Genomic DNA, 12,051 nt, shown 5'->3' with positions numbered 1-12,051 from the left:
AAAACCCGCACCAAAAGACCTACCAAAGCCTTATATTAGCAAGGTTTGGAAGATTTTTAGATAAATTTATAACAAGTCCCATACATCTCTCATATTCTTACATAGAAGATAAGCGTTACGCCCCTTTGAATCTATTCGAAGGACTGTTAAACTAGCTTACTATGAAGACTTTTATAAGATGACTTTTAAATGAAAAGTTGGTGAATACTATGTGGTCAAATGCAGAATTAGGAATTGACTTAGGAACAGCAAATTTACTTGTTTACAGTAAAGATAAAGGTATCGTTTTAAATGAACCCTCCGTTGTAGCATTAAACACAGAAACACGTGATGTGCTTGCTGTTGGTGCTGAAGCAAAAAGCATGGTAGGGAAAACTCCTGCTAATATTGTAGCTGTACGCCCTCTACGTGATGGTGTCATTGCAGATTTTGATGTGACAGCTAGTATGCTGCGTGCCGTGATGAAAAAAGCGAGCAAACAGCTTGGTTTATCTTTAAGAAAGCCAAATGTCGTCGTGTGTGCGCCGTCTGGCTCTACCTCTGTTGAACGCAGAGCAATCCTTGATGCTGTCAGAAGCTGCGGTGCTAAAAATGTACACATCATTGAAGAACCTGTAGCAGCAGCAATCGGTGCAGACTTGCCGGTAGATGAGCCTGTAGCCAATGTTGTAGTTGATATTGGCGGCGGTACAACGGAAGTCGCGATCATTTCATTTGGCGGGGTTGTCTCTTGTAACTCTGTCCGTATCGGCGGAGACAAGCTAGATGATGCGATCATTCAACATGTACGTAAATCCTACAATGTACTAATCGGTGAACGTACTGCAGAACAAATCAAAATGGAAATCGGTTATGCTCCTATCGAACATGAAGAGCTGACAATGGAAGTACGCGGCCGTGACTTAGTGAATGGTCTTCCTAAAACCATCACTCTTCACTCGACTGAAATTCAACAAGCATTAAGTGAATCACTTCTGCAAGTGCTTGAAGCGGTCCGAGCTACTCTTGAGGACTGCCCTCCTGAACTGAGCGGTGATATTGTTGACCGTGGTGTAATGATTACAGGCGGCGGTGCTTTATTAAACGGTATTCAAGATTGGTTCTCAGAAGAGATCTCAGTTCCTGTGCATCTTGCTCCAAATCCACTTGAATCAGTGGCTGTAGGAACAGGACGTTCTCTAAAGTTTATCGACAAACTGCAAAAAGCAACAGTCTAAACAAAGAAACGACTCATCGTCATACGATGAGTCGTTTTTCTATTGCTTTTGTATGAAGGCTTCCACTTCTCCTTTTGTAGGGATCGAGACTTGAGCACCTAGTCTTGATATGGCCACTGCTGATGCTGCTGTTGCAAATTGCAGGGCCTCTTCTATTGCCTTGCCAGCTGTTACACCAGCAATAAAGCCGCCAATAAATGTATCACCTGCTGCGGTTGTATCGACAATATTTTTTACAGGGTATGCAGGAATTCTTAACACTTTATCCTGCGTAACATAAAGAGAGCCTCGCGCTCCGAGAGTTAACAGGACTGCTTTAGCACCTAGCGAAACCAGCTTTCTGGCAGTGTCTTCTTCCGAAAGCTCATCTGCTTTTGCGCCTATTATTTCCATTGCCTCCACTTCATTAACGACTAGCACGTCAACCAATGGATATAAGTTGTGCGGAATAAATGCAGCTGGTGCAGGGTTAACCAGTACCTTCACACCACGTTCATGAGCAAGCTTAATCGCTGCTTCGGTTACGCTCCATGGGATTTCATTTTGCACGACCAGCCAATCGATTCCATCTAATTCCTCGGGGTTGACCAGTGTGACATATTTATTCGCACCTTGTGATAAAATAATTCGATTTTCCCCATTTTGTTCCACCGTAATAATAGCTGCCCCAGATGCGCCTGATGTTCTTTTCACATAACTAATATCTACTAAATTAAGTTGAAGGGAATGGATCAATTCATCTCCATAAAAATCACGACCGACTGCTCCAACCATCGTTACCTTTGCTCCTAAACGGGAAGCCGCAACCGCTTGATTGGCACCCTTTCCTCCTGGAAACCATGCAAGCTCTGAGCCGTTCAGTGTTTCACCGGCATGAGGGTAACGTTCTACCTGTACGACTAGGTCACTATTTATACTTCCTACTACCATTACTTTAGCCATAACACATTTTAATCTCCTTTTAGTTGTTTCTATGAGAACGTCTATTTATATATTCCTCGCTAAAACCTAATTCTTTGTTTATCAGCCATTCCATTTCTTCAAGATCCCTGCGGAGGACAATGGGATCATATTCTGACCATTGTATTACGTAAACAAAATAATAAGACCCTATCTTGCTAAAAATAACGGGAGAATCCGGAAAGTGATCAAAAAACGCTTTTATTCGATTTCTTTTCATATAGGAATAACGTTCAAGTTTCAACCTATCACCCGCTTCCCCCTAACATAAGGTCTTATATGTGCACAATCATTATACAACATGTATAATAAAATTAAAACTGAAGGTGATTCATGCTGTGAAAAACATGCCTATTTATCGAATGTTCACGATCGTCTTCATGAGTATAAAGTTCTTCCTACAAATTATCCGATTCCAAAGAAAGCATCAAAACCACTGGGATGAAGAGAAGTGGAACAGCCTCCTGCACCAGCAAGCACGAGAATATAAGCAAACAGCTTTAAAACTTGAGGGCTTGCTTATTAAACTAGGACAATTCCTTGCTGCTCGTGCCGATCTCCTCCCAGAAGTCTTCTTAAAAGAATTGGCCGATTTAATAGATCATGTTCCCCCCGTTCCATGGACTCAAACTAAAAAAGTCCTAGAAAAAGAATGGGGCACCTCTTATGAAAATGTTCTTCAATCTCTTACAAAAGAACCTATAGCTTCTGCTTCCATTGGACAAGTATACAAAGCTACTCTAAAAACAGGAGAAACAGCGGCCATTAAAGTCCAGCGCCCAACCATTTCTAAATTAATCAAAGCAGACCTTAAGGCTTTATCCATTGTCATGAGGTTAACTGGCCGATTTACCATCATAGGAAAAACGGTGGATACAACACGTTTATTTAATGAAATAAAACGAGTGATAACGGCAGAACTCGACTTTAAGCAAGAATTAAAAAATGGTCTTATTTTTAAAGAAAGATATGCAAACTCTGATCATGTACACATCCCTGCATTTAACAACGAACTAACAACCGCTAAGGTTCTAGTCATGGAATGGATAGATGGCAAAAGCGTAATCAATACAGAACAAATCGAAGTCATTCCTTACTTAAAAGAAGAGCTTGCTAAGCGAATCCTGACTATTTTTCTTGATCAATTATTACAAGAAGGAATTTTCCACGCAGACCCTCATCCCGGTAATATCCTGCTAAAAGAGGATGGGACAATTGTTTTAATTGACTTTGGAATGGTAGCTGCTATCAAAAAAGAAGATAGCAAGGAGCTGCAAACTCTCGTAGAAGCCCTTGTAATAGATGATTACAGCCAAGTTGTTGACTCACTTGAACGTTTACGCTTCCTTTTGCCGAATGCAGATAAACAGCAGATAGAAAGAATGATCCGCCAATTTCTAGATGTAGCTCTCACAGCAAATATTAATGGCTGGGACGAGGACGTTATGAACCAGCTATTAGGAGATTTCAGGCTGCTGCTTAAAGATCTACCTGTTCAAATGCCTAGTGAATTCGCTTTTCTTGGCAGAGCTGTCTCAACTTTAACTGGAGTATTATACAGTATAGATCCTAAATTGGATCTATTCGAATTAGGTAAGCCGATTGTCCTTGATTGGTTAGAACGAAACCGAGAGAAGGATGAATACTCATCCTTCTCTCATTGCCTCAGAAAGTATGGAGCTCCTATATTGAGGTTCCCTAGCAAACTGGATGCACTCCTTGATGAACCAAAATTATACCGAGAACTTCAAGAAAAGCAGCATAGGGAAAATAGAGAACACGAGAGACTAAAATGGTCGAGACATTATTCATTTCTATTTACGTTAATCGGCTTGATTGGAATCTTGACAGCTTTATTTTTTGATCATACTGCATTGTTGATTGGGAGCAGTATTCCTTTGGTCATCGGTGGAATTTCTTTTTATGTAGCAAGCAAAAGACTTTAACAGGAGGAATTTTCATGCAAAAGAAGCTAGAAACGACAGAAAAGGTTGGTGCAAAGGAGATTAAAATTGAAGGTTTGGAAGATGGCTACCGCGTTACGGTTCGTGCTGATGAAGATGAGTTACGCAAACACCGCCGTATTGGCGGAGCTTTTATCAACTTGCTTCGTCAATTCGAAAAGGCAGGCTATAAACTCCCCTTTCCATTCTCATGGATTCTCACATTCTGGAACAGATATAGTAAGCAACCATAGATGATGGAGAGCTGCTTTAGTTGAGCAGCTCTTTGTTTCTTTATGTGGGGTGGCACAATTTCTCGCCGAAGCTATACTATTCCCGCTCACACTGACGCGTAAAAAGGGTGGAATCATACAACTGCTTTCCCCGTCAAACAAGAACCACCCTCGGTCTCACGCAATCACTTCTCTTCTAGGATCTCAACAGAACCTTACCGGACATTGGCTGCTTGTCACCCTTCTCTATCCAATCGATTAACTTCATGTCATGCATCACATATAATCTCCATAGAAAAAATGGAAACGGCAGATGAGGAACTTTTCCATACATCTCTCCGACTAAAGCAGCCGCTTCATCTATATCTTTATCTTTTATATTCGATAAAATGATGGGATCATAGTGATGAAATGAATGATGTTCAAAGATAAAGTCTGCCTGCCGCACTCTCAGATCGCTTTCTTTTTCTTTTACCAGTTCCCATGTCTTTTGAAGCTGGGAGAGTGCATCATTCGTTAGTTCTACCGGGTTAAAATGAGCTTCCAACCGCTCAGGCGGCAGCTCCCGAACTAATAATGGCCCCCTTACCCTGTTGACCTGCAAAGAAAAACTACCTCGAGCTAGTTCTACTTTAGAAAGCAGATACATAAACGCCAGCTCATCCGCCGCTTCTTCACCAAGCCAAACAATTACTTTTTCTTGTTGGCTTATTAGGTTAATAATAGTATCTACTTGTTCGTTTAACATGTTCTTTAACGCTTCTCGCTCACTTTGATCGCTCTTTGTTCCAAACACTTGGCTAAGCTGCTTTAGCCTTAGATCCTCATCTGAAAGATTACCAATTTGTAAATAAGGTTCGAATACAAATACCTCTCCGGAAAAAGGCAAGATTATATCTTCGAACGCTTGAGTGAACGTTGCTTTCGCTGCATGAGAAAAAAGGATGTGGACCATAGAAAACTCCTCCCTTTCTTATCGTTATTACGATGTCATTGATACCTTTAAGGATAGCATGCGTATTTCATCCCCTCCAACTCCCTGCTCCTCTAAAAAAATTTCGTATTTTAAAATATTTTATTCACTAAATATTACCGTCTCTAAACAAAATAGTGCTTTAAACCCATAACTGAATACTCATTCATAATATTAGTATACTAATAGTTTTGATCAATTCAGGTAATTATTGATTGAATTAAATGGGTTTTCTATATGTGTCTTTAGTACCACTCGCCTCATTTTTAAGCATTTTTTACAACATAAGGAACTAAGACTCAATTTAGAGAAATCATGAAGGAATATGTAAAAATTAATAGAATATTGCCATTACAACGAAAATAATTGCGTTCTTGTGCAGGATCCCACCAGAAAGCGACTATTTTCTACTTAATCTAAGGAGATGATCTATTACATGAAACGAACCTTCCAATCGTTCGTCATTTATACATTAGTGTTGGCCTTAGCTCTTACTAGTTTCGGCACAGCATCTCTTGCTAATCAGACGAATACACCTCTTGCAGAAATTATGGGAGAGATTGATACCAAATCATCTGCTCCTACAACGGTTATTGTTGAGTTAGAAGAAGAATCAATTGTAGAAGCAAAGCACAAAGGTAAAAACCAAACAAAACAAAATTTAAAAACAAAGCGTGATCAAGTTAAAAACAATGTGTTGAAGGAAACAGCTTCTAGTAAAATCGGACAAGAATACGAGTATATCTTCTCTGGATTTGCTGTAGAGTTAAAAGGAAACGAAATTCCAAACCTTCTTACAATCCCAGGAGTTAAAGCAATCTATCCTGATGTTGAATACAAAACGACAACGATTGATGAAGGATTTATGATTGAAGAGGATGCATACAGTCCGGCAATGCTTGACAGTGCTCCACATATCGGTTCAAACGATGCATGGGATGCAGGTTTTACTGGTGAAGGCGTAACGGTTGCTGTAATTGATACAGGTGTCGATTATACTCACCCTGATCTTGCACATGCATTCGGCGATTACAAAGGATGGGACTTTGTTGATAACAATGATGACCCACAAGAAACACCTCCAGGTGACCCGCGCGGCCGTCAAACAAACCACGGAACGCACGTTGCTGGAACAGTTGCTGCTAACGGTCTAATTAAAGGTGTCGCACCAGATGCTACACTTCTTGGATACCGCGTTCTTGGACCAGGCGGAAGCGGAACAACTGAAAATGTTGTAGCAGGTATCGAGCGTGCCGTTCAAGACGGTGCAGATGTTATGAATCTATCATTAGGAAATTCTTTAAATAACCCTGATTGGGCAACAAGTATCGCACTTGACTGGGCAATGGCTGAAGGTGTTGTTGCTGTTACATCAAACGGAAACAGCGGTCCTAACAACTGGACTGTAGGTTCTCCTGGTACTTCTCGTGAAGCAATCTCTGTAGGCGCAACTCGCTTGCCTTACGAAGTATACAGTGCAGACATTTCAACTGGCTCTGATCAAGAGTTTGATAGTGCAAAAGTGATGGGCTTCTCAACGGTTGAAGAGTTATTAGCATTAGACGGAGAAGAGTTTGAATTTGTTTATGCTGGACTTGGTGCTGCATCTGATTTTAATAATTTAGACGTTGATGGCAAAATTGCTTTAATCGTACGCGGTGAATATCCATTTGTAGAAAAAGCTGAAAATGCGAAAGCAGCAGGAGCTGTTGGAGCAATTATTTTCAATAACGTAGATGGCGCAATGCCAGAAGTTCCTGGTATGGCCGTTCCAACAATTATGTTATCAAACGCTGATGGCGTAGCAATGCGTGAAGGCGTTAAAGACGGCTTTAATACAGTAAGTTTCTCAATCGAATTTGATAAGATGGTTGGAGAAACAGTTGCTGACTTCTCATCTCGCGGTCCTGTTATGGATACATGGATGATTAAGCCTGACGTATCAGCACCTGGTGTCAATATTACAAGTACAGTTCCTACTCACCAAGCAGATAACCCGCATGGTTATGCAGCACTTCAAGGTACAAGTATGGCAGCTCCTCACGTGGCAGGTGCAGCAGCACTTATTCTTGAAGCGAACCCTAACTGGGGAGTAGATGCTGTTAAAGCAAGTTTAATGAATACAGCAGAAAACTTATATGATGCGAACGGAAAACTCTACCCTCATAATACACAAGGGGCAGGAAGCATCCGTGTACTTGATGCAATTGAAACAAAGACACTTATCACTCCTGGAAGCCACTCATTTGGTGTATTTGATAAAACAAAAGGAAAGCAAACAGAGCGTCAACATTTCACAATCAACAATTTATCAAATGAGCGTAAAGCCTATTCATTTGATGTTCAATTTGAAAAAGGTTCAGAAGCAATCAAAGTAAACACAAGTAACAATTTACGCGTACAGCCTAATCGCTCACAAAAAGTAAACTTTAATGTTCAAGTAGATGTGAGTAAGCTTGACCCTGGTTACTATCCGGGAACAATTGTGGTAAGCGACGGTTCTAATTCATATGAGGTGCCGACTATTCTTTTCGTAAAAGAACCAGACTATCCTCGTATCACTTCACTTGCTTACAACACTAACCCTGGAACTGGTGATCTAGTTGGTTCAGCTTATGTACCAGGCGGCGCTGAGGAAATAGAATTCTGGGTATTTACTGAAACGTTACAATCTCCAGTAGGCAGTGCATTCGTCGATACAAATATTGGTGCTGGATATTATGATTTTACTTATGATTTAACGATTAATGGTGAAGCATTAGCTCCAGGGAAATATCGTCTTGTTGCCTTCTCAACGAAAGCAGGTAAAACTGATTATTCGTATGGCGATGTATTTACAGTAGAATAATTTTAAAAGGCTGACTCTGTGATAAGAGTCAGCCTTTTTATTACCTTTAAAACAATTTACCGTGACGGTATAAAAGACTTGTCAATCTTTCTAGTGACAACGTAAAGCAGGTCGTCCTCATCGTTTGACCGACTGATGAAAAATACGTATCATAGACATTTTTTAAGGTTTCTATCATTTGTTTGGACATATTTTCAATGATTTCTTCTTCGGTAAATAACTCTGTCACCCGGCTTTGTTTCCATTCTAAGTAAGACACAATAACACCGCCTGCATTGGCCAAAATATCTGGAATAACAACCGTGCCTTCACGTTCGAAGTAATCATCTGCTTCTAGTGAAATCGGTGCATTCGCTCCTTCTATCAGCACTTTCGCTTTAACCTCTTCCATATTATCTTGATGAATTTGATCTTCAATCGCAGCAAGAATTAATACATCTGTGTCAATGGTTAACACGTCCTCAACAGGCTTTACTTGAGCGGTAACCCCTGCTTCTAGAAGCTGCTCTCGATTGGACGGAAGGTCGCGTCCGTTCTTTGTATACTCGATCAGCTTTTTCACATCAAGACCATCTTCATGATAGAGAGTAGTAAAACGATCAGATACCGCAACTACTTGATGATTATATTTCATATATTGGTAAGCTTCAAGAGCTGCCACTCCTCCCACGTTACCAAAGCCTTGGACAGCGACACGAATGGCCTTTCCATCTTCTGCCTGCTGTCTCAATGTTTTTAAAGTATCCCATTGTTTATGACGATTAATATCTGTTCCGTTTGCGTGAGTGCCTGACCATTGATCTAGAAGCCAAGAATAACTTAAAAAGGTCCCTCTTCCCGTCGCTTCCCGTCTTCCACGTGCTCCGCCATTCTCTACGCTTTTCCCTGTGAATGATCCTAAATACGGTTCACCTGGGTGGATTGTCTTGAATTCTCCTACCATCCAATCAACAATTTTCTCATTTGTGCCCAAGTCTGGTGCCGGGATATCATGATTTGGGCCAATATCACGAGAAAAACGCTGGACATATTTTTTACTAATTAAGTTTAATTCTTTATCTGTGAATTTGCGCGGGTCTACATGAACTCCGCCTTTTGCCCCGCCGTACGGAAGTCTGTGCAAGGCATTTTTCAAGGTCATAAGTATAGCTAGATTTTCAACTTCTGCTTCATTGACAAATTCACTAAAACGAATACCGCCTTTATAGAAGCCGCTAATATTATTGTGCTGCACCCGGTATGCCGGAATCCGCACAATACCATCTTTCTCAGTAGATACTCGTATGTAGCTTTTAATTACTTTATCCGTTGTTTTTAGGATTTCTTTTGCCGATCCACAAACGAATCTTCTCTTTTCATCATCTTCAATGCCTAAAAAACTGCTGCGCTCAGCTAAGTCACTCATCACCGTTTCAATTAAGGCTTGTGTTTCAGTTCGCTTCACATTATCCCCTCCCAAAATCTGCTTCTATACTACTTATTCCCTAAATGCTGGCTGGAAAACCCTTTCTTAACCACAAAAAAGACCTCCCAAAATTCGGGAGGTCTGATAATTATTAAGATGATAACCCTGTACTTGTTTTACCTGCTTTAAAAAATTGTGAGTAAGACCTTGCCAAAAATAAAATGATGGCCAAGGTAATGAGCATTTCCGGAAGCAGGTACGAAAGGTTATATAGAAAAGAATAGACACTTGGGTTCATTCCATCCGGTGCATATTGGCCAAACCAAATGACCCCGGAAGCAAAATGACTTAAGAAACGCAATACAGTAGCTAACACTAAACCAAGAACTATATAGCTTAATTTAGGAACTGCCTGCCTTGAAGCAAATAGCCCCGCAAATCCTAACACCATAAAAGCAAGCGGATAGTCGAGCACCAACTGAACAGGATGGACAATTGTCGGTCCTGTTACGAGCCCTAGTAAACCAACGAGGAGGCCTGTTAACAGTCCAACTTTTAATCCTCGGCGGAAGGCTAGAAGAAAGATAGGAACCATCACAAGAGAGATCGAACCGCCCATCGCCCATAGCGCGCCAAATTTAACAAAGCTTAAGACAAGTGCAAGTCCTGCCATAACAGCTATTTCAATCATAATCGTTAAACGTTCACGATTCATAAAAAAATCCCCTTTCGTTTCCACGGAGGGGATGTCATGTACACATAGTTATTCAATGTTAAATAGAATGTGCCACCACTTCCCTACGCTAGTACAAGCTAGATCAGGTTATAAGAGTTGAGGCTCCCCTCTCTCAGTCAGACAAACTGACACCCCTAGTGGAACTATTAAATTATTTTTGCAATCTAGTGTTTAGTCTAGCATAAACAGTAACATTTAGCGATACACAGATTATAGTAATGGCGGTTTTCTTGCCTTCGTCAGCTTCTCAAATGCTTCTGCGATCTCAATTAATAATGGCTCTTGCCACGCTTTAGCGGTAAATGTTATCCCAACTGGTTCACCTGACTCTGTGTAACCCGCTGGTACAGTTATTGAAGGATAGCCGGCTTTAGCAGGGATGGCTGCCCCTAAATTATTTGGAAACACGATGACATCTAGTTGATGTTCTCTTAAAACCGCATCTATTCCTTCTGTTGCTGAAAAATATGCATCCTCATTCAGTGCTTTTAGGTAGTCTTTTTCTGTTAGCTTGCCAGAAGTCTTATCTGCCTCAATAAGTAATGACTGTCCGTACTTTAACGCTTTCTCGTGATGATTCTCATTCCACTCGATAATATCAGTAAGTGTACGGACAGACATAGATGAATCAAGCTCTGAGAGATACTTATTTACATTTGCTTTAAATTCATAGGTTAAAACGTTATAAGACCACTTTCTTGTACTAGAAGGTATGTTCACATCTTCAATTACATTTGCCCCACCGCGGGATAGTTGTTTTATTGCTGTCTCATATACCTCCCTCTTCTCTTCTCCCAAAAGGTCCATCACATGTTCACGGATAACACCTATACGCTTCTCATGTAAACTGCTGTTATTCAACGCCTTTAACAGCTGATTTGGTTGAAAAGGGCATACTGATGTAATGAGGTCCTCATCGTCTTTACCCATCATACCGCATAATAAATAAACAGCGTCTCTCACAGTTCTTGCCATAGGGCCTGCCGTATCTTGCGTGTGTGAAAGCGGGATAATGCCTGATCTTGAAATTAAGCCTACTGTCGGTTTAATTCCTACAATACTATTTTGACTAGAGGGACTTAAAATTGAACCCGAAGTCTCCGTTCCTACTGCTGCAACCGCAAAGTTTGCAGCAATTGCTGAACCAGATCCTGAACTTGAGCCGCCTACATCAAATCTCCCTATTCCATAAGGATTTTCAGTCTGCCCCCCTCTTGAACTATATCCACTTGGCATATTTTCGCTCGACATAAAATAGGCCCACTCTGACATGTTCGTTTTCCCTAAAATAACGGCTCCTGCTTCACGTAATCTCTTAACAAGAAAAGCGTCCTTTTTTGCATAGGAATGTTCTAATACAAGCGCTCCTGCACTCGTATGCAGTTTATCTTTCGTGTCAATATTATCTTTCAGTAAGATAGGAATCCCATGCAGCATACTCCTTTTGCCGGTTCGCGTTCTTTCTGCATCAAGTGCCGCTGCAATATGCAGCGCATCAGGATTAACCTCTAAGACGGAAGAAAGTTTTTGATCATAAGCTGCGATTCGAGCCAAATAATATCGGGTAAGTTCAACTGCTGTTACTTCTTGCAGGTCCATCATCCTTTGAAGTTCTTCAATCGTGGCCTCTAGAAAGCATGTGTCATCTATCATCATCAGACCTCATTTCAATATTATTCATACAAAGTATATAGAAATGTCAGTCAACTCATCAACTGATATCAATTAAAATAGAC

Annotated in this window: 10 protein-coding genes and 1 riboswitch; of the genes, 4 read left to right on the top strand and 6 right to left on the bottom strand. The window is 40.7% G+C overall.

The window, feature by feature from the left end; translation table 11 throughout:
• The first annotated feature begins 209 nt into the window (after window positions 1-209).
• On the top strand, window positions 210-1,217 hold the full coding sequence (gene mreBH / locus PQ478_RS02760) for a rod-share determining protein MreBH (protein WP_012957508.1): 1,008 nt from the start codon (window positions 210-212) through the stop codon (window positions 1,215-1,217).
• A gap of 39 nt (window positions 1,218-1,256) precedes the next feature.
• On the opposite strand, the gene rbsK is transcribed toward mreBH, so the two are convergent.
• Window positions 1,257-2,159: a ribokinase gene (gene rbsK / locus PQ478_RS02755; RefSeq protein ID WP_289235770.1), complete on the bottom strand. Its 903-nt coding sequence runs from the start codon at window positions 2,157-2,159 to the stop codon at window positions 1,257-1,259.
• 19 nt (window positions 2,160-2,178) lie between these two features.
• Entirely contained in the window at window positions 2,179-2,421 is a 243-nt protein-coding gene (locus tag PQ478_RS02750) for a protein YuzH (protein ID WP_289235769.1), read from the bottom strand.
• A 103-nt stretch (window positions 2,422-2,524) separates the two neighbouring features.
• Between PQ478_RS02750 and PQ478_RS02745 the strand changes: the two genes are divergently transcribed.
• Together PQ478_RS02745 and PQ478_RS02740 are read left to right on the top strand one after the other, a co-directional pair.
• Complete coding sequence (locus PQ478_RS02745) at window positions 2,525-4,123, top strand: ABC1 kinase family protein (protein ID WP_289236930.1); 1,599 nt, start codon at window positions 2,525-2,527, stop codon at window positions 4,121-4,123.
• A 14-nt stretch (window positions 4,124-4,137) separates the two neighbouring features.
• A complete protein-coding gene (locus tag PQ478_RS02740) occupies window positions 4,138-4,374 on the top strand; it encodes a hypothetical protein (RefSeq protein WP_289235768.1) in 237 nt (78 codons plus the stop codon).
• Between the two features lie 175 nt (window positions 4,375-4,549).
• On the opposite strand, the gene PQ478_RS02735 is transcribed toward PQ478_RS02740, so the two are convergent.
• Entirely contained in the window at window positions 4,550-5,308 is a 759-nt protein-coding gene (locus PQ478_RS02735) for a DUF1835 domain-containing protein (RefSeq protein WP_289235767.1), read from the bottom strand.
• 454 nt (window positions 5,309-5,762) lie between these two features.
• On the opposite strand from PQ478_RS02735, the gene PQ478_RS02730 reads away from it, so the two are divergent.
• The gene (locus PQ478_RS02730; RefSeq protein ID WP_289235766.1) at window positions 5,763-8,174 is read left to right on the top strand and encodes a S8 family serine peptidase; all 2,412 of its coding nucleotides are present in this window, start codon (window positions 5,763-5,765) and stop codon (window positions 8,172-8,174) included.
• A gap of 46 nt (window positions 8,175-8,220) precedes the next feature.
• Here PQ478_RS02730 and PQ478_RS02725 read toward each other — a convergent pair whose 3' ends face one another.
• The 3 genes from PQ478_RS02725 to PQ478_RS02715 all read right to left on the bottom strand — a co-directional run bounded on the left by PQ478_RS02725 (window position 8,221) and on the right by PQ478_RS02715 (window position 11,968).
• The gene (locus tag PQ478_RS02725) at window positions 8,221-9,618 is read right to left on the bottom strand and encodes a Glu/Leu/Phe/Val family dehydrogenase (RefSeq protein ID WP_012957500.1); all 1,398 of its coding nucleotides are present in this window, start codon (window positions 9,616-9,618) and stop codon (window positions 8,221-8,223) included.
• A 112-nt stretch (window positions 9,619-9,730) separates the two neighbouring features.
• On the bottom strand, window positions 9,731-10,294 hold the full coding sequence (gene thiT / locus PQ478_RS02720; RefSeq protein WP_012957499.1) for an energy-coupled thiamine transporter ThiT: 564 nt from the start codon (window positions 10,292-10,294) through the stop codon (window positions 9,731-9,733).
• Between the two features lie 63 nt (window positions 10,295-10,357).
• A riboswitch (TPP riboswitch) is annotated at window positions 10,358-10,461 on the bottom strand.
• Between the two features lie 64 nt (window positions 10,462-10,525).
• The gene (locus PQ478_RS02715) at window positions 10,526-11,968 is read right to left on the bottom strand and encodes an amidase family protein (protein ID WP_289236929.1); all 1,443 of its coding nucleotides are present in this window, start codon (window positions 11,966-11,968) and stop codon (window positions 10,526-10,528) included.
• Between the last annotated feature and the right edge of the window lie 83 nt (window positions 11,969-12,051).

Origin of the sequence: Alkalihalophilus pseudofirmus (assembly GCF_029094545.1) — a bacterium.
GTDB classification, from domain to species: Bacteria; Bacillota; Bacilli; order Bacillales; family Bacillaceae_D; genus Alkalihalophilus; species Alkalihalophilus pseudofirmus.
This window is presented reverse-complemented; position numbering and strand designations above follow the sequence as displayed.

What these genes read in the sequence shown, in the direction of transcription:
- mreBH (WP_012957508.1), top strand. Translation starts at nt 210, where the DNA reads ATGTGGTCAAATGCAGAATTAGGAATTGACTTAGGAACAGCAAATTTA.
- rbsK (WP_289235770.1), bottom strand. Translation starts at nt 2,159, where the DNA reads ATGGCTAAAGTAATGGTAGTAGGAAGTATAAATAGTGACCTAGTCGTA.
- PQ478_RS02745 (WP_289236930.1), top strand. Translation starts at nt 2,525, where the DNA reads ATGCCTATTTATCGAATGTTCACGATCGTCTTCATGAGTATAAAGTTC.
- PQ478_RS02740 (WP_289235768.1), top strand. Translation starts at nt 4,138, where the DNA reads ATGCAAAAGAAGCTAGAAACGACAGAAAAGGTTGGTGCAAAGGAGATT.
- PQ478_RS02735 (WP_289235767.1), bottom strand. Translation starts at nt 5,308, where the DNA reads ATGGTCCACATCCTTTTTTCTCATGCAGCGAAAGCAACGTTCACTCAA.
- PQ478_RS02730 (WP_289235766.1), top strand. Translation starts at nt 5,763, where the DNA reads ATGAAACGAACCTTCCAATCGTTCGTCATTTATACATTAGTGTTGGCC.
- thiT (WP_012957499.1), bottom strand. Translation starts at nt 10,294, where the DNA reads ATGAATCGTGAACGTTTAACGATTATGATTGAAATAGCTGTTATGGCA.
- PQ478_RS02715 (WP_289236929.1), bottom strand. Translation starts at nt 11,968, where the DNA reads ATGATAGATGACACATGCTTTCTAGAGGCCACGATTGAAGAACTTCAA.